The 18,460-nt window shown below is 54.1% G+C and carries 15 protein-coding genes and 1 tRNA gene; 12 read left to right on the top strand and 4 right to left on the bottom strand.

From position 1 onward, the window contains the following. Positions 1–13 precede the first annotated feature (13 nt). A complete protein-coding gene (locus P1P86_12020) occupies positions 14–2,377 on the top strand; it encodes a glycyl radical protein (GenBank protein ID MDF1575904.1) in 2,364 nt (787 codons plus the stop codon). 24 nt (positions 2,378–2,401) lie between these two features. Here P1P86_12020 and P1P86_12025 read toward each other — a convergent pair whose 3' ends face one another. Beyond that, the gene (locus P1P86_12025; protein MDF1575905.1) at positions 2,402–3,268 is read right to left on the bottom strand and encodes a DUF1460 domain-containing protein; all 867 of its coding nucleotides are present in this window, start codon (positions 3,266–3,268) and stop codon (positions 2,402–2,404) included. 83 nt (positions 3,269–3,351) lie between these two features. On the opposite strand from P1P86_12025, the gene P1P86_12030 reads away from it, so the two are divergent. From P1P86_12030 to P1P86_12045, 4 genes are read left to right on the top strand one after another with little or no spacing between them, the layout of a single operon-like run. After that, positions 3,352–4,575, top strand: a complete 1,224-nt coding sequence (locus P1P86_12030) for a C40 family peptidase (GenBank protein MDF1575906.1) — start codon at positions 3,352–3,354, stop codon at positions 4,573–4,575. Continuing rightward, entirely contained in the window at positions 4,572–5,738 is a 1,167-nt protein-coding gene (locus P1P86_12035; GenBank protein MDF1575907.1) for a dipeptide epimerase, read from the top strand. Before P1P86_12030 ends, P1P86_12035 begins: the two co-directional genes overlap by 4 nt. Positions 5,739–5,763: 25 nt before the next feature. After that, complete coding sequence (locus P1P86_12040; GenBank protein ID MDF1575908.1) at positions 5,764–6,864, top strand: LD-carboxypeptidase; 1,101 nt, start codon at positions 5,764–5,766, stop codon at positions 6,862–6,864. Positions 6,865–6,893: 29 nt separating this feature from the next. Continuing rightward, positions 6,894–8,375: a Na+/H+ antiporter NhaC family protein gene (locus tag P1P86_12045; GenBank protein MDF1575909.1), complete on the top strand. Its 1,482-nt coding sequence runs from the start codon at positions 6,894–6,896 to the stop codon at positions 8,373–8,375. Here P1P86_12045 and P1P86_12050 read toward each other — a convergent pair. The 3 genes from P1P86_12050 to P1P86_12060 all read right to left on the bottom strand — a co-directional run bounded on the left by P1P86_12050 (position 8,365) and on the right by P1P86_12060 (position 11,634). Then, positions 8,365–9,513, bottom strand: a complete 1,149-nt coding sequence (locus P1P86_12050) for a pyridoxal phosphate-dependent aminotransferase family protein (protein ID MDF1575910.1) — start codon at positions 9,511–9,513, stop codon at positions 8,365–8,367. The genes P1P86_12045 and P1P86_12050 overlap by 11 nt on opposite strands. 14 nt (positions 9,514–9,527) lie before the next feature. Next, complete coding sequence (locus tag P1P86_12055; protein MDF1575911.1) at positions 9,528–10,640, bottom strand: dipeptide epimerase; 1,113 nt, start codon at positions 10,638–10,640, stop codon at positions 9,528–9,530. Between the two features lie 88 nt (positions 10,641–10,728). Continuing rightward, positions 10,729–11,634 (bottom strand): DUF1684 domain-containing protein, encoded by a 906-nt coding sequence (locus P1P86_12060; protein MDF1575912.1) that lies wholly within the window; start codon positions 11,632–11,634, stop codon positions 10,729–10,731. A gap of 63 nt (positions 11,635–11,697) precedes the next feature. On the opposite strand from P1P86_12060, the gene P1P86_12065 reads away from it, so the two are divergent. The 7 genes from P1P86_12065 (at position 11,698) to iolD (ending at position 18,458) form a co-directional block, all read left to right on the top strand. Continuing rightward, positions 11,698–11,785, top strand: a tRNA-Ser gene (locus P1P86_12065). A gap of 90 nt (positions 11,786–11,875) precedes the next feature. Continuing rightward, positions 11,876–12,517, top strand: coding sequence for an HAD family hydrolase (locus P1P86_12070; GenBank protein MDF1575913.1), 642 nt, complete (start codon positions 11,876–11,878; stop codon positions 12,515–12,517). Continuing rightward, on the top strand, positions 12,514–13,533 hold the full coding sequence (locus tag P1P86_12075) for a LacI family DNA-binding transcriptional regulator (GenBank protein ID MDF1575914.1): 1,020 nt from the start codon (positions 12,514–12,516) through the stop codon (positions 13,531–13,533). The genes P1P86_12070 and P1P86_12075 overlap by 4 nt, the downstream gene beginning before the upstream one ends. Positions 13,534–13,700: 167 nt before the next feature. After that, positions 13,701–14,648 carry a class II fructose-bisphosphate aldolase gene (locus tag P1P86_12080; protein ID MDF1575915.1) on the top strand — a complete coding sequence of 316 codons (948 nt, stop codon included), beginning with the start codon at positions 13,701–13,703 and terminating at the stop codon, positions 14,646–14,648. Next, entirely contained in the window at positions 14,645–15,529 is an 885-nt protein-coding gene (iolB, locus tag P1P86_12085; GenBank protein MDF1575916.1) for a 5-deoxy-glucuronate isomerase, read from the top strand. Before P1P86_12080 ends, iolB begins: the two co-directional genes overlap by 4 nt. A gap of 15 nt (positions 15,530–15,544) precedes the next feature. Then, positions 15,545–16,564: a 5-dehydro-2-deoxygluconokinase gene (gene iolC, locus P1P86_12090; protein ID MDF1575917.1), complete on the top strand. Its 1,020-nt coding sequence runs from the start codon at positions 15,545–15,547 to the stop codon at positions 16,562–16,564. A 28-nt stretch (positions 16,565–16,592) separates the two neighbouring features. Next, positions 16,593–18,458 (top strand): 3D-(3,5/4)-trihydroxycyclohexane-1,2-dione acylhydrolase (decyclizing), encoded by a 1,866-nt coding sequence (gene iolD, locus P1P86_12095; GenBank protein MDF1575918.1) that lies wholly within the window; start codon positions 16,593–16,595, stop codon positions 18,456–18,458. The last annotated feature ends 2 nt before the right edge of the window (positions 18,459–18,460 follow it).

The raw sequence follows: 18,460 nt of genomic DNA on the forward strand, positions 1-18,460 counted from the left end.
ACAAACCAACAGAATGAACAGCAGAATAAAGAAGTTAAGAGAGGAGAGCCTGCAGGCAGTTAACCGGCTTTCGGCCGAACGCGCATTGCTGGTGACTCAGTACTACAGGGAGCTGAGTGCAGCGGAGGAAGCGGTGCCCGTTCAGCGGGCAAAGGCCTTTGCCTACATCCTCCGCCATAAGTCTATATGTATTAACCAGGGGGAACTGATTGTAGGGGAACGGGGACCTGCGCCCAAGGCAACTCCCACTTATCCCGAGATCAACCTGCATTCCCTGAAGGACCTGGAGATTCTGAATGCCAGGGAAAAAGTTTCTTTCAGGGTCGATGAGGAAACCCGCAGGGCCTTCGAGGAGGTCATTATTCCTTACTGGACGGGACGGACCAACCGGGAGCGGGTTTTCAGGAATATGGAGCCGGCATGGATCGAAGCCTACCAGGCCGGGGTATTTACTGAATTCCAGGAGCAGCGGGCTCCGGGCCATACGGTGCTGGGAAGCAAGATCTACCACCAGGGGATGGAAGACCTGATCGGGGAGGTCAGGGCAGCCATGGAGCAGCTCGATCTTTATAAGGACCCGGCTGCCTACGCGAAAAGAGAGGAACTCAGGGCCATGGAGATTGCTGCCGGGGCCCTGATCATGTTTGCGGAGCGGCATGCTGATGCACTTGACCAGCTTGCAGCCGGGGAGGAGAACCAGGAGCGCAGGAAGGAGCTGGCGCAAATGGCCGCCATCTGCCGCAGGATACCGGCAAAGGCCCCGCGGACCATGCATGAAGCCCTGCAATATTACTGGTTTGTACACCTGGGGGTGATTACGGAGCTGAACCCCTGGGACTCTTTCAATCCGGGCCGGCTCGACCAGCACCTGCTGCCCTTCTACAGGGCCGGTCTTAAATCAGGCAAACTGGACAAAGAGTCGGCCATTGAACTGCTGCAATCGTTCTGGATCAAATTCAACAATCACCCTTCTCCTCCCAAGGTGGGGGTGACAGCCGAAGAGAGCAACACCTATACCGATTTCTGCCTGATTAATGCGGGGGGACTAAAAACGGACGGATCCGACGCGGTGAATGAATTGAGTTATATCCTGCTGGATGTGATCGAGGAGATGCGGCTTTTGCAACCCTCCTCGATGGTGCAGGTGAGCAGGAAGAATCCTGATCATTTCGTGGACCGGGCGGTCAGGATCGTAAAGACCGGTTTTGGCCAGCCCTCCATCTTTAATACGGACGCCATCGTGCAGGAGCTGGTGAGGCAGGGGAAAACCCTGGAGGATGCCCGCAATGGCGGGGCTTCCGGTTGTGTGGAGAGCGGAGCCTTTGGAACCGAGGCCTATATCCTTACCGGTTATTTCAACCTGGTAAAGGTGCTGGAGATTACCCTCCATAACGGGACTGACCCACAGACAGGCAGGATGATCGGGATCGAATCGGGCGATGCCCGCACCTTCACAAAATTCGAGCATCTGGAAGCAGCCTTCCGGAAACAGCTGCAACACTTTATTGACATCAAAGTTGCCGGCAGCAATATGATTGAGCAGATATTCACTCAGCATCTTCCTGCTCCTTTTTTATCCCTGCTTATTGATGACTGTATCAGTTCGGGAGTGGACTACAATGCCGGCGGGGCCCGCTATAACACCAACTACATCCAGGGAGTGGGCCTGGGATCCATCACGGATATCTTTACGGCCATCAAATACCATGTCTTTGACAGGGAGGCCATAAGCATGGAGACCTGTCTGAAGGTGCTGGCAGATAATTTCGAAGGGCACGACGAGTTCCGGGCTGCCCTGTTGTACGATACCCCCAAATACGGCAACGACGACGAGCTGGCCGACCAGTATGCCCGCCGGGTCTTTGATGCCTTCTATGAGGCGGTGAATGGCAGGCAGAGTCCCCGGGGCGCCACCTACCGGATCAATATGCTGCCCACAACCAGTCATGTTTACTTTGGAAAGGTTTGCGGTGCCACCCCCGATGGCCGCCTGGCCCGGGAGCCGCTTTCCGAAGGGATCTCCCCCGTCCAGGGAATGGACCGGAAAGGCCCTACGGCTGTGCTCAATTCGGCCCTGAAGATCGATCACCTGAAAACCGGGGGAACCCTGCTCAACCAGAAATTTTCCCCGGACTTTTTCTCCGATGAGCGGAGTATTCGCAAGGTGACCCAGCTGATCCGCTCCTATTTCCGGATGGACGGGCACCACATCCAGTTTAATGTGGTATCGGCCCATACCCTCCGGGATGCCCGGAAGCACCCGGAGAAATACCAGGACCTGATCGTAAGGGTGGCGGGCTACAGCGACTATTTTAATGATCTGGGGCCGGAGCTGCAGGAGGAGATTATCCGGCGCACCGAACATGAGGAACCCTAGGACCTTTGGGAACCATGTTTCTGACTACAGGGGGCGGGCGACCATGATGCCTGTAGCGGAATTAATGCTCCGCAGATACTCCTCCAGGGTCGATTCTGAAATCACCACCTTTCCGGCCAGCGATGAGGCGTGCATCATATGGATCCGGCCGTCTGTCCGGATCAGTAGTACCACATGCTGAATGGCGATGCCGTCAATGCTGGTAGTGATCCCGGCGATATCGCCGTCCATCAGCCTGCTTTCCACCTCCGGCAGATTGCTTTCAGGAATGTAGAACAGTTCCCTGGCCGATATTTCTTTTTCCTGTTCAGCCATCACTTCTGCCATCCGGGCATCCTCTTTTAATTGTACATAACTATCGGGATGGCTGCTCATAAAATTGATCTCTTTGGGGAAAGGCGTCTGAGCAATCTCTTCAGAGATATCCTCGATCAGTTTCTTCTGCTGATTGTTGTAAATCCAGTCACAAAAATAGTGCAGCCTGGAGGGGTAGCCGTCCAGGATACCGTCCCGGTAACGTATGCCTTGTAATTCTGCGGTAAATTGTTCGAAGCTTGGCTTTCCGCTTCGGATGGTTCTGGAGATCGCCAGACAGTTTTCCGCGTAGGTGGTGCAGTCCATCTCCCGTAAATTGATAAGCAGCTGCTCTTCCTCTTTTTCCAGGGTATGGGCCACATAGGGCGTTCCCAGAAAAAAGCGCCCCACTTTTATCATCAGATCCGCCAGAGTGGCCTCCTGACCGGCGGAGCAGAGGTCCAGAACCTGTTCCAGAATCTGCTGATCTGCAGGTGTAAAAATGATCTTTCCCGAATCAGGGGCCGGATTTTTTGGTGCGGGTTGACAGGAATACAGGGAGGCAAGGGCCAGCAGCGCCCAGAGGTGTATTTTCATCGTGTGCGGATTATTTCTCAAATATACTTTTTTCAACTGGTATTTTTTTAAATGCTATTTTTACAGGAAAGAAAGGATATAAGATGGACAGATCTCGTCGAATTTGGATGGTTTTGCTCCTGGCCGCGGTGCTCCTGGGAGCGTGTACCTCAGAGACCTCAAAAAGGGTTTCGGAATTAAATACCCTGCTGGATCAGCTCAGACAGGAGTATGTCCCTGATGACCGCATCCAGTGGTGGGAGCTAAGTGCGGAGGACCAGGATGGAAGTCTTGTGGTGCTGGGAGAGCTTAGCAGCAGGGAGACTTATGAGGCCGTGGTCCGGGAACTGGAAAGCCGTTATCCCGAAATAAAATTTGAAGTGGTCCTGCTTTCGGAAGAGGATCCGGGCCCGGCGGTAAATGCCCTGGTCAACAATTCAGTGATCCATTTGCGCCGGGAACCCAGCAGCACCAGAGAGCTGGTTACCCAGGCCTTGCTGGGGGCCCCGGTGCGCATCCTGAAATCGAGGGGTGGGAAAAGCCTGGTCCAGGTTCCGGACGGGTATATGGGCTGGGTGAACAGCGCTGAAGTGCATCCCCTGGACCGGGAGGGCCTGGAGGCCTACAGGGAGGCTGAAAAGGTCATTTTTAACGCCCAGTATGGCCTGTCGTACAGCGAAGCAGATGAAGCTTCCATGCCGGTGAGCGACCTGGTTATCGGAAACATCCTGAGCAAAGTCACTGAGCAATCCGGATTTACCCGGGTTGAGTACCCCGATGGACGCCAGGGCTGGGTCAGGAGCAAAGAGCTGGTCCCCGCAGAAGAGATCTTTTACAAGGAACCACTTCCGGAGATGCTGGTGAAGACGGCATTGAGATACCATGGAATCCCCTACCTCTGGGGAGGGACCTCCTCGAAAAACATCGATTGCAGCGGACTGGTAAGCAACGTCTATTTTCTGAATGGAATTCAGCTTCCGCGGGATGCAGATATGCAGGCCCTGATCGGCAGGGAACTGGGCACCGTATTTGTGCCGGACGGTCTGGAGCCCGGGGACCTGCTGTTCTTTGGACGGAAGGCCACGGAGGAAGAAAAGGAGAATGTGACCCATGTGGCCATGTATATCGGAAAGGGTGAGTATATTCATTCCGCCGGTTACCACGAGCGGGTCAGCATCAACAGCATGGACAGCACCCGCGAACATTATATTGAAACTTACCCGGAGATTTTCGTCAGGGCGGTCCGCCTCCTTGGGGAGGAATACGAGGGTTTTCAGCCCATATCGGAGAACAGCTTCTATAAAGAGATAATCGCCAGCAAGGAATGAAACACAAGAGAAGAAACTTCCTGAAAAGCATGGGGATGGCCTCGCTGGCCACCACCCTTCCACTGACCGCCTGCCAGAAGAGCGGGGGGACTGCAGCTCCGGCTGTGATTGGCAATGGGAAAATGAAACTGACATTCAGGCCCTATGAATTGCAGCTCCGCCACACTTTTACGGTGGCCGGAAACTCCAGGAACACCACTCCGGTGGTACTCACCGAAATTGAGTATGAGGGACTGACCGGCTACGGGGAGGCATCCATGCCGCCCTACCTGGGGGAATCGCAGGCCTCGGTGCTCAAATTCCTGAACAAGGTGGACCTGGAACAGTTTAAGGATCCTTTTATGCTGGATGATATCCTGGCCTATGTGGACTCCTTGGAGGAAGGGAACCGTGCGGCCAAGGCCTGTGTGGATATCGCCCTGCATGATCTGATTGGGAAACTGGTGAACCAGCCTCTTTACCGGCTCTGGGGGATCAATCCCCGCTACACCCCCAATACTTCATTCACCATTGGGATCGACACGCCTGAAGTGGTCCGGCTCAAGACGGAAGAAGCCGCCCGGTTCCGGGTCCTGAAAGTGAAGCTGGGCGGAGGCAACGACCGGGAGATGATTGAAACCGTACGATCGGTCACTGATGTACCCGTTTATGTGGATGTGAATCAGGGATGGAGTGATAAGCATCAGGCCCTGGAGATGATCCACTGGCTGGCCGGACAGGGAATTGAATTTGTGGAGCAACCCCTTCCCAGGGATGCCGTGGAGGATATGGCCTGGCTGACCGCCCACAGTCCCCTGCCCATTATTGCCGATGAAGCCTTTCAGCGGCTGGGCGATGTGGCCGCATTTAAAGGGGTCTACTCCGGGATCAATATCAAGCTGATGAAGAGCACCGGCCTGCGCGAGGCCCATAAGATGATCACCGTGGCCAGGGCCCTGGATATGAAGGTGATGATTGGTTGCATGACCGAAACCTCCTGTGCCGTGTCGGCTGCTTCCCAGCTGTCGCCCCTGGTGGACTGGGCCGACCTGGACGGAAATCTGCTGATCAGCAATGACCTCTACGAAGGAATGCAGGTGATCGACGGGAAGGTGACCCTGAATGAACTCCCCGGTATCGGGATCAGGAAGTTGCAGGCCCGGGGGACCGGGTCAAAGTCCTGATGGATCGGAAAACCAGAAATCACCTATGACAGACAGAAGAGCATTTTTAAAACAGACAGGGGTCCTGACAGCCATGACCCTGGCTTCGGCCTCCGGCCTGAAAGCAGGCGCTCTTGCCGGACAAGCAGCTGAGAGAACGCTCCCCGGAACAGCAGCTGACAGTGCACCTTCCGGCAGAGCCATGGAACGGATTCTGCCCGCCCGCCTGAAAGAAGGCGGAAGAATCGGACTGGTTACCCCCGGCAGCCCGGTAAGTGAAGAGCAATTGACCGAATGCATTGTCAAACTGGAGGCGATGGGTTTCCGCACCACTTATATGGATTCTGTTTTATCGGAATACGGCTATTTTGCCGGTAGGGACCAGGAGCGGGCCGATGAACTGATGGAGATGTTCACCCGGGAAGACGTGGACGCCATCTGGTGTGTACGGGGGGGCTATGGGTCCATCCGGATCCTGGATCTGCTGGATTATGAGCTGATCCGCCGTTTCCCCAAGGTCTTTATGGGCTACAGCGATATTACGGCCCTGCTTACGGCCATTAATCAGGAGACCGGCCTGGTAACCTTTCATGGTCCGGTGGGGATCTCTGATTTTAACCGCTTCAGCAAAAAATCCATCCAAAAGGTCCTGCTGGAGCCCGAAGAAAGCTATAAATACCCGTACCGGAGAGAGAAAGGGACCAGGAACAAGCCCGAGTTTGATCCTTATACCCTGAACGGAGGGACGGCGGAAGGCCTGTTGACCGGTGGAAATATCTCTGTGCTTGATTCCATGATCGGAACACGCTTTGAACCGGACTTTGAAAACAGGATGGTCTACCTGGAGGAAGTGGATGAGAAGACCTACCGGGTCGATAAAATGGTCTTTCACCTGCTCTCGGGAACCAACCTGAAGGACGCTGCAGGCATCGTTATGGGGGTATTCGGCGACTGCAATGTGAATGAAGCACCCTCCCTTTCACTGAAGGAGGCGCTGGACGACCTGTTGAAACCCCTGGGTATACCGGTCTCCTACGGACTCTCCTTCGGACATATCAAACGGATGGTGACCATCCCCACCGGGATCCGGGCAGCCCTGGATGCAGATAAGAACAGTTTCAGGCTGCTGGAACCCGCAGTAGTTTAAGTTTCCCGCATAATCACTATTTTAGTCAGATGAATGACTTTGGGGTTCTCTCCGTCCTCCCTCCGCTGCTGGCGATCATACTGGCCTTACGAAGCAGGCAGGTTTATATTTCCCTGGTGGTGGGAATATGGCTGGGCTGGCTGATCATCAGCGACTGGAACCCCCTGCAGGGAACCCTGGCCACCCTGGAGGGCTTTGTGGAGGTATTTAAGAGCCCCGGCAATACCCGGACCATCATGTTCAGTGCCCTGGTAGGTGCCCTGCTGATTATTATACAATATTCAGGGGGTGTCAGGGGCTTTATTGTAGGGATCGACAGAATGCTTCATGCCATGGAGCAGAAGAAGAGCGGGAAGAGCAGGATTGTGGTGGAGCTGATGGCCCTGTTTATCGGGGTGCTGCTTTTTATCGAGACCAGCATCAGCTCCCTCACCGTAGGTACCCTCTTCCGTCCGGTATTCGACCGGCTGAAGATCCCCCGGGAGAAGCTGGCCTATATTGCCGATTCCAGTTCGGCTCCCAGTTCCATCCTGATCCCTTTCAATGCCTGGGGAGCCTTTATCATGGGGCTTTTACTTGCACAGGGGATTGAGGCGCCTTTCCGGACCATGATCTCTGCCATGGCCTTCAACTTTTATCCCATGCTTGCCATCCTGATGGTCTTCCTGGTGATTATCACCCGGAGGGATTTCGGTCCCATGGCCCGGGCCGAGAAACGTACCCGGGTGACGGGTAAACTACTGAACGACGGTTCCAGGCCCCTGGTATCGGATGAGGTGACTTCCATGGAAATGAAAGAGGGGATCAGGCCCAGGGCCATGAATATGGTGATCCCGCTGCTCACCATGGTGGTGATGATGATCGTTTTCCTGGTATACACAGGTTGGGGAGAAGTGGAGGAACCCGCCGGATTCATGGACCATGTTGCCCGCGCGCTGGGACGCGGGTCGGGATCCTCGGCCGTTTTATATGCAGTGACCTGTTCCATACTGGTAGCCATGATACTATACCGCGTCCAGGGTATCATGAAGGTGAAAAAGATGGTGAGCCTGATCCTCAAAGGGATCAGCGAACTGATGCCCCTGGCGCTTCTGATGATGCTGGCCTTCTCCATCAGTCATGTTTGCAATACTCTGGGAACCGGCGAATATGTGGCGGGCATTACCGAGGGCTGGCTCTCGCCCGCCCTGTTGCCTGCCGTTGTGTTTATCTTATCCTCCTTTATTGCTTTTTCCACCGGGACCTCCTGGGGCACCTTTGCTATTATGATCTCCATTGCACTGCCCATGGCTGAAATGCACGGGGCGAATCTGTTCCTGGTGGTGGCGGCCACCATGGGAGGAGGCGTTTTCGGCGACCACTGTTCGCCCATTTCCGATACGACCATGATCTCGTCCATGGCATCGGCTTCCGATCATATCGATCATGTAAAGACCCAATTACCCTATGCCCTGCTAACAGGAACCCTGACGGTACTGATCTATCTGTTGCTTGGCTTTGCTATGGCTTGAGGGAGTGCAGGGCCTCTCTCAGGGTATGAGTGAGCCTTACAATCTCCACCTTTTTATGAGCAGAGCTCACCACTACTCTCAGAATCCCTTCGGCCCCGGCCCCTTTATAGGAGGTATATTGGGTATAGATGCCCTGATCGAGCAGGAAATTATGGATCTTCTTCATGGTGGAAGCATCCCGGTGGGAAAAGGAGAAGATGGGAACGGTTCCATGAATCTTCGGGATGTAGATGGTTTCGCTCTTGATTCCAATATGCTGGAGACTTTCTCTCAGGTATAAAGCATTGTTCCACAGCTGTTTTCTCAGGCTGTGATTCCCCTGGACCAGTTCCAGTCCCCTGATGCCTGCAGCCACCGCGGCATGCATGGGAGCGCTCGAACCGGTCAGGACACTTCCGGAACGGACTTTCGCAATAAAATCTCTGTTACCGGCCACGATGCCCCCGTATGCCCCGAAGGCTTTGGAGAGGGTGGCACCCAGGTATATCTCACTGGCCGGTGTTTCCAGTGCTTCACAGCTTCCCCTTCCGTGCACTCCCAGAATTCCCACGCCATGGGCATCGTCGATCCAAACCACCCCGTCAAATTTTCTGGCCATGTTCAGATACTCTCTGACAGGGGCAAGTGTTCCCATGACGGGGAACAGGCCATCACTGGCCACCAGGGGGCGCTGAGCTTTTCCCAGGTGCTTCTTCATTTTATCTTCCAGATCCTGCAGATCCCGGGTCCTGAAATGGATCACCTCTTTTCCGGTGGCTGCAGCCCCCTCCACCAGGCTGTAATGCGAACTATCGTCCAGGAAGATCACCTGGAAGAGGCCCATCTCATCGAGGGCTTTCAAACCTGCCAGACTGCACAGGTAACCTGAAGGAAGGTAAACGGCATCCTCGGTATTAAAAAAGTTGGCCAGTTTTTCCTCCATCTCCTCCAGCAGGGGAGTGGTGCCCGTGAGTGCCCTGCTGGTGGCACTCCCAATTCCGTATTTACTGGTAGCCTCGTTGGCAGCCCTGATTACCTCCGGATGGGAATGCAGCTGGAAATAGCTGGTTCCTGCAAAATAGAGGTAGCTCTTTCCATCGAGGACCACCGTGGTGCCGGTCCTGCTTTCCATGATATGTTGCCCGTCCGCTTTATTCATAGGATAGTCCCGGCTTAAGATATAATAATTTTTTCCTGGGACTCCAGATAAACGTCGTCAAAACCGGCCCCGATTCCCGGACTCTCCCCAAGTGTCCACAGGCCTGCTCCCTGGTATTCGATGCCCCCGGTAACCGGATCAGCATCCAGCATCAGGGAGGAGTCCATATCGTAGTGGACAATGCTGTCGCGGGCCAGCGCCAGGTGCATCAGGGCGGTCAGAGCAAAGCGCGATTCAGACATGCATCCCACCTGGCATTTGATGCCGGCAGCCTCGGCAACCGCCACAATTTTCAGGGCATTGTGTATCCCGCCCGATTTGGAGAATTTGATATTGAAGTAATCACAGGCCCCTATGCTGGCCAGGCGGAAGGTGTCGTGGTGGTCAAAGACCGATTCGTCGGCCATGATGGGAATGGGACTGTGTTCCCGGACCTTTACCAGTTCCCGGTTGTTCCAGTGGGGGATGGGTTCTTCACAGTGTTCAATGCCGAAGGGCTCCAGGGCTTTCAGGGTTTCAATGGCCGTAATGCTGTCCCAGCCCTGGTTGGCATCGATCCGGATGGGATAGCCGGGGCCCACGGCTTCCCGGATGGCCCGGATCCGGGCCACATCTTCCCGGGTGGTGGTTCCCAGCTTCACCTTGATGGCCGGGAAACCGGCTTTCTTAAATTCTAAAGCATCACGCGCCACTTTTTCGGGATCACCGATGCTGATGGTCATATCCGTATGGACCTTCTTGTGCTTGCTTCCCCCCAGTAATTGATAGAGCGGCATATTTGCCCGTAGTGCCAGCAGGTCATACAGGGCCATATCGAAGGCACTTTTCATGGTGGGGTTCCCTTTTACGGCCCGGTCGATCTCCCGGAGCCTTTCCTCAATGGCAAAAGGATCCCTGCCAAGCAGCATTTTGCCCACCTGTTTTCCCAGTTCAAAGACTGTCTCCTGGGTTTCCCCCACGATGTAAACAAAGGGAGCGCACTCCCCGGTGCCGGTCAGCCCGGCACCGGTATGGATACGGACCACCACGTTGGTGGCCTCCGGAATGACTCCCAGGGAGATTACAAAGGGCTCCCTGTACGGGATGTTCAGCTTAATCAGTTCGATTTTCGTGATGCTTTCACTCATAGGATCCGTTCAAAAACAGCTTGATACAGGCAATTTACTTCAATAAGCCTCAGCGAACAAACCTTTAGGCAGAAAACCTTGCCTGCACTTACTGCAGGTGGACCGACTTTTCACCGGCTTCAATGGCCACCGGCAGGAAATTCTCCCTGGGAGGCATCGGACAGGTGGCAAAGGGACTGAAGGCACAGGGGGGATTGTAAGCCTTGTTGAAATCCAGGATAATCCGGCCGGCGGAGTCGGGGGTGGCATACATGAACCTGCCTGCACCGTAGGTGTCCAGACCGGAAGTTTCGTCCGCAATTACCAGGAAATATCCTTCGCCCGAAATAAAGGGATGCAGGGAAAGCTTTTTGCCCTGGATCCTGAATTTCAGGATGCCGGGACACTCGTAGGATTCTGTAAAACCCTCCAACGGGGTGGCCACTGTCATGGTTTTTGATTCCTCGAAGGGTTCCAGGGTGGCCTCCACCACGTATGCGGTGTTTATGGGATAGGAGGGGATGTGATCCAGCTTTTCGATGCGGGGATGCCTGTGATCCCGGAGCCGGATCCCGTAGCGCACGCCCCGCTTGATAATATTCCAGGCCAGGTCGCCCTGCTGCAGGTAGGTGGTGTTCTTATCAAAGTCACTGGCCAGTTTCATGTCCCTCACCAGCGTGTCATTGACCGAAATGGAAATCCCTTCTGCCACGCGAAGACGGACAGACCCGCTGTCCAGGACCAGGGTGCCGCAGAAGGCAGCGGCTTTTTCCGGGAAGCGGATATCGTTGGAAGGATCCGAGCCAAAGCTGTTCTCTCCCTCTTCCAGCCAGAACAGTCCGGTCAGGCTGAGCCAGCCGTTCTTACTCTTCAGCCTTTCGAGGCGCTGCTGCCGCCAGGCTTCTGTCTCGGCCACATAGGCAGCTTTATCGGTGATAAGGGGAGCTTCGGAATTACATCCGGCCAGCAGGATCATTAGCGGAATAAGCAGGAGAAGGTAAGAAAAGCGATGCATACAGGCAGGTATTTAATGGACGGTTTAAATATCGCATAATTATTCTAATTTTGCAGCGGTCCCGGAGAGATGCCGGAGTGGTCGAACGGGGCGGTCTCGAAAACCGTTGTGCTCCTCGCGGGCACCAAGGGTTCGAATCCCTTTCTCTCCGCAAGGCAACCTTAACCCGCAGCCGCAAGGTTGCGGGTTTTTATCATTGTTTTTCAGAACGGTTTCATTTTTTTAACTTGGGACTTGCTCTATGAAGGGATATAAATGCGTCATATTTGACAGCGACGGGGTACTGGTCGACAGTGAAACTCTTTCGGCCAGGGTATTTCAGGAGATAGCCCGGGAACTGGGCCTGGAGCTCGATTTCGAAACTGCCGTGGAGCAATTCGCAGGAATCTCCATGAAGGAGAATCTGAATTTCATCCGGAAAAATATACCGGGAACCCTGCCGGAAGATTTTGAGAAGCAGTTCAGAGAGCGGACCTATGAGCTTTTTAAGACAGAACTGAAGGCTGTGGAAGGGATCCATGATCTTACCGGGAAGCTGCAGGTCCCTTTTTGTGTGGCATCCAGCGGTCCTGTCGAGAAAATCAGATTAAATCTGCAACTGGTCGGTTTACTCGAATATTTCGAGAACAGGATCTACAGTTCCTATGATATTGGCAGCTGGAAACCCGAACCGGGAATATTTTTGCATGCCGCAAAAGAGATGGGTTTTCTGCCCGAAGAGTGTGTGGTGATTGAAGATAGTGCCGCTGGAATCAGGGCGGCGCTGTCGGGTGGATTTATGGTGTATGCCCGGGCCGGAGAAAGGAAGAGGGGGCATTTTGAGCAACTGGGTGCCATAAGCTTTACACATATGAAGGAACTGGAACGCTATCTGGGCCTGTGAAAAGATCGAGGACCACCATAACAGATCTAGCCAGGGAGCTGGGAATTTCTCCCTCCACGGTTTCCCGGGCCCTGAACAAGCACCCGGCCATCAGTGACAGAACCCGGAAGGCAGTTGTAAAGCTGGCCCGGAAGAGAAACTACCAACCGAACCTTCTGGCGCTTCACCTGCTGCAGAAAAAGACCAATACCATCGGGGTGATCGTGCCGGAGATTACCAGCTATTTTTTTTCTTCCATTATCAATGGTATCCAGGATTATGTGAACTCGCTTGGGGTAAACATGATCATAGGCCAGTCGAACGAATCCTGCCAGGAGGAAAAAAGCATTGTACAAACCTTTACGTCCATCAATGTGGATGGTTTCCTGGTGTCCCCCTCCTCGGAAAGCAAAACCTATGATCACCTGGAAATACTGGCATCCAATAATATTCCACTGGTCATTTTTGACCGGGATTGTGTGGGTCTCCATGTGGATAAGGTGTTTGTGGACGAATACAAGGGGGCTTTCCAGGCTGTGGAATATCTGATTCAGACCGGGTGCAGGCGGATTGCACATATCGGGGGTCCGCAGACCCTCTCCACGGCTCGCCACCGGTTCAAAGCCTATAAAGATGCCTTGAAGAAACACGGCCTGCCTGTCCGGGAAGAGTATATGGTGGAAGCTGATGGTTTCGCACCGGAGCATGGGATCGAACCCTGCAAAAAGCTGCTTTCTCTTCCGGAGCCTCCGGATGCTGTATTCACCATTAACGATGGGGTGGCCATAGGTTCCATGTATGTAATCAAAGAGGCGGAACTACAGATCCCCGGTGAAATTTCTGTAATCGGTTTTGATGACGACCCGCATTCGTCCTATTTCAAGCCATCCCTGTCAACGGTCTGGCAACCCACCTACGAGATGGGCATGCTGGCTACCCGCATTCTGATGAAGCGTATCTCTTCCAACAATGAGCTGTCCAGGCTGAGAATTGAAACGCTACACCCGGAACTGGTGATCCGGGGTTCTTCCAGGTAATTCCAGGGCAGTGTTAATCGCAGAAAACCCTTGATAAGCAGTTTGATATATACGGTTTCTATGTAAATTCAATGCAAACCTTTGCATAAAGATTTTCCTTCGTTTTTTTGTGTTCGATCCAAATAAAGGGCTAAATTAGGTCCTCTGACCCTTAAAACAATCCGTCCATGCTTGTATCAACCAGGGACCTTTTCAGTATGTGTTATGGCCAATTTGGAATTGCCGCAGTGAATGTCTGGGATATGTTGCAGGTTCACGGACTGTTCAGCGCCGCACAAAAGGCCCGGGCACCTTTTATTGTGCAGACCACCCCACTGGCCAGGAACTATGCTCATCCACGCATGCTGATTGCCATGATTGCCGCCGCCTCCCGTATCTATCCGGATACTGTTTTTGCCATTCACCTCGATCACGGGAACAGGGAAGATGTGCTGGAGTGCATCCGGTCGGGAGACTATAATTCGGCTATGATCGATGCCTCCCATGAATCCTTCCGGGATAACATCGCCATCACCCGTCAGCTTGCGGAAAAGGCCCATGAAAAAGACATGGCAGTGGAAGCGGAGCTGGGAGTATTAAGCGGCATTGAGGACGAGGGGATGGTGGAGGGAAAGGCTGAGAAATATACCAGCCCGGAAGAAGTGGAAGAGTTTGTAAAGCAGACCGGGTGCGATAGCCTGGCTGTGGCTGTGGGCACCAGTCACGGAGCCTATAAATTCTCCGGGGGGAAGGGACTGCAGTTTGATATTTTAAGCGAAATTCAAAAACGTTTGCCCGGATTCCCACTGGTGCTGCATGGTGGTTCAGAAGTAAATAGTGAGGAGATACAAAGGATCAATGCAGCAGGCGGACAGCTGGGTATCGATGCCAGAGGAGTTTCGGGCGATGAACTTGTAAAAGCCCTGGAATATGGGGTTTGCAAAATTAACATTGCCACCGACGCCAGACTGATCTGGACCCGCGTACACCGCGAATTTTTCAAATATGCACCTGCCCAGTTCGACCCGGTAGTACCGGGTAAAACCTATGTGAAGGTCTTCGAAGAGTTCCTTCTGGAGAAATTTGAATTATTGAAATCCACGGGAAAAGCAACACAAATAAAAAATCCAGTATGATCAGAGATTCCAAATACCGCCTGCTGGCCAAAGCGGAGTCAGGCCACGGCATCTACCAGAGTGTTTTAAAGGAGGAGACCGGCTGGCAATTCCTGAATTTCCAGGCCCGGCTGATGAAAAAGGGGGAAAGCTGGTCGGGCCACACCGAAGGAAACGAATATGCCATCATTCTTCTGGGAGGAAATTATTCGGTGAAATCCGACAAGGGGAACTGGGAAACCGTGAACGGGCGCAGGGATGTGTTCAGCGGGATTGCGCATACTCTGTACCTTCCCCGGAACACCCGGTTTGAACTCAGCGCCCGGAGTGAAGTGCTGGATATCGCCTATGGCTGGTGCAAAACGGACCAGGACCATCCTGCCCGTTTCAAGGCTCCCGAAGAGGTGGCCATGGAGATCCGGGGAGGAGACAATGCCACCCGCCAGATAAACAGCCTGATTCAGCCGGGCTTCGATTGCCACCGGCTGGTCTCGGTCGAAGTATATACCCCATCGGGAAACTGGAGTTCCTTTCCGGCTCATAAACATGATGCACGCCGTTTGGATGAGAAGGGAGAGGTGGTGGAGGCCTGTCTCGAGGAGACCTATTTCTATAAGATCGACAAAGCCCAGGGCTTTGCCATTCAGCAGGTATATAACGACGACCGCAGCCTGGATGAGATCGCCGTGGCCCGGAACAACGATGTGGTCCTGGTGCCGGAAGGCTATCATCCGGTGGTGGCCGGACATGGTTACCATGTTTATTACCTGAACTTTCTGACCGGAAGCGACCAGTCGCTGGCCAATACCGATGATCCGGACCATAAGTGGATCTATGATTCCTGGAAGGGACTGGATCCCAGAATCCCGCTGGTCACTGCTGAAATGAACAAGAAGAGTTAATCCGAAACTAAGGCTATGAGCGCACTGGACAAAAAATACGATGTGATCACCTACGGGCGTTCTTCCATTGACCTCTATTCCCAGGAAGTAGGTGCCCCTTTTGAGGAAATCCCAGGATTTCATGCCTTTGTGGGGGGCTCTCCCCTGAACATTGCCGTGGGCTGCAGCAGGCTGGGCCTGAAGGCCTGCTTGCTGACGGGTGTGGGCAGGGACAAGGTGGGGGATTTCATACTGAATTTTCTGAAGGAGGAAGGCGTGGTGACCGATCATATCCCGGTTATTGAAGGGGCCAGAAGCTCGGCCGTGATCCTGGGCATTGAGCCCCCGGACCGCTTCCCGCTGGTCTACTACCGGGACAACTGTGCCGATTCACAGATCAGCATTGACCATGTGCTGGATGCTGAGATCGAGCAAGCCAGGCTGCTGGAGGTTTCCGGAACGGCCCTGAATATGGAGCCCACCCGCAGTTCCGCGTTCCTGGCTGCAGAGATCGCCCGCAGTAAGGGGATCCCGGTGCTGCTGGACCTGGACTTCCGGGCCGACCAGTGGCATGATATCCGGGCCTTCGGGGTGACCAGCCGGGCCTTCATGCGGAATGTGAACCTGGTGCTGGGCACCGAAGAGGAGATCCTGGCAGCCTACCTCAAGGATGAGTCCCAGCTGTATATCAGCCACCAGCAGATTTCAGCGCCCGAGATAAAGGGAGATCTCCAGGAGGCCATCCGGGGGATCCTGCAACTGGGGGTGGAGGCCCTGATCGTTAAAACCGGCTCCCGGGGAGCAAAGGTCTATCGGGCCAATGGCCGTGTGGAAGAGGTCCCCGGTTTCCCGGTGGAGGTGGTGAACATCCTGGGTGCAGGGGATGCTTTTGCAGCAGGTTTTATTTACGGATACCTGAAGGGATGGGATCTGTACAAGAGCTGCCGCATGGGCAATGCCTGCGGGGCCCACGTGGTTACCCAGCTGGGTTGTGCCAACTTCACTCCATACGAAAAGGATATTCTCAAATTCATTGAATCAAAAGGCGGGTTTTAATCCGGATGCAGAATTTAAATCATCGACCATGAGCACGATCAGATTAAGCGTTGCCCAGGCAACCCTGGAATACCTGAAGAAACAATACTCGGAACGGGATGGCAGGGAAGGGGCCTTTTTTGCAGGTTGTTTTGGCATTTTTGGTCACGGAAACCTGGCGGGTTTCGGGCAGGCCCTGCAACAGACCCCCGATTTCCGGTACTACCTGGTACGTAATGAGCAGGCCGCAGTCCATACCGCTGTGGGCTATGCGAAAATGAAGAACCGCTTGTCGACCTTTGCCTGCACCTCCTCCATCGGTCCGGGGGCCACCAACATGATCACCGCTGCAGCCGGAGCAACCATCAACCGTTTGCCGGTACTGCTGATGCCCGGGGATATTTTTGCACAACGAAAGGTGGCCCCCGTCCTTCAGCAGCTGGAATCGGCCGCTTCCCAGGATATTTCGGTGAACGATTGTTTCAAACCGGTCTCCAGATACTGGGACCGGATCAACCGTCCGGAGCAACTGATCACCTCCCTGCCGGAAGTCATGCGCGTGCTCACCTCGCCGGCCGATACGGGGGCGGTGACCCTCTGTATTCCCCAGGATGTGCAGGCCGAAGCCTTCGATTTTCCCCGGGAGATGTTTGAAAAGAGAATCTGGCATATTCCACGTCCGCGCCCCGACAAACAGGCGCTTCAGAGAGCTGTGGAACTGATACGCAGATCCGGAAAACCTATGATTATCGCCGGAGGCGGTGTGATCTACAGCGGGGCAGAAGAGATCCTGAAGAAGCTGGTGCATCACACCGGAATCCCGGTGGGAGAAACTTTTGCAGGAAAAGGTTCCCTTCCTTACAACGATCCGCATAACCTGGGTGCCACCGGGGCCACGGGGACCGAAGGGGCCAATGCCTTCAGCCGGGAGGCGGATCTGATCATCGGAATAGGAACCCGCTACAGCGATTTCACTACGGCCTCCAAAACTGCCTTTCAGAATCCGGAGGTGAAGTTCTTAAATATCAACATCGCTGAATTTGATGCTTTTAAGCACAGCGGACTGCCCCTGACAGGAGATGCCCGGGTGATCCTGGAGGAGCTGTTGGCAGCCCTGGAAGACTACAGGGTGGAGAAATCATACAGACAATGGGCAGCGGAATACAACAGAAGCTGGGATGAAAAAGTGACGCAGGCCTACCGGGCAGAAGAAAGGGAGCAGCCCAGTCAGGCCGAGGTCCTGGGGGCGCTTAATGCATTTATGGATCCGGAAGATGTGGTCCTTTGCGCCTCGGGAAGCGCTCCGGGTGATCTGCATAAGCTCTGGCGCACAAGTCACTCCAAGGGTTTTCACCTGGAATACGGGTATTCCTGCATGGGCTACGAGATTTCGGGCGGACTGGGAGCCAAGATGGCCTGTCCCGACCGGGAGATATACGTGATCCTGGGCGATGGAGGTTACCTGATGATGCCCTCCGAGATCATTACCTCCCTGCAGGAGGGCTATAAACTGTCTATTATCCTGATCGATAACAATGGTTTTGCCAGCATAGGCGGACTTTCCAAATCCATTGGAAGTGAAGGATTTGGCACCAGGTATGTATACCGGGACCAGCAATCGGGGCTGCTGGAGGGAGAGCCGCTTCCGGTGGACCTGGCTAAAAATGCAGAGAGCCTGGGGGCCAGGGTCTTCCGGGCAGCCGATGTGGCCTCCCTGAAGGATGCCCTGAAAGAGGCCCGGAAGGAGGAGCGGACCACGGTCATTCATATTACCACGGTTCCCGAACGGAAAATGGCCGGATACGGATATGCCTGGTGGGATGTTCCCATTGCCGAGGTAAGCAGATCGGAGCCGGTGCAGAAGGCCCGTGAAAATTACGAAGAGCAAAAAAAGAAACAGCGTTACTTCTTCTAAGA

The organism is Bacteroidales bacterium, assembly GCA_029210725.1.
Classification (GTDB): Bacteria; Bacteroidota; Bacteroidia; order Bacteroidales.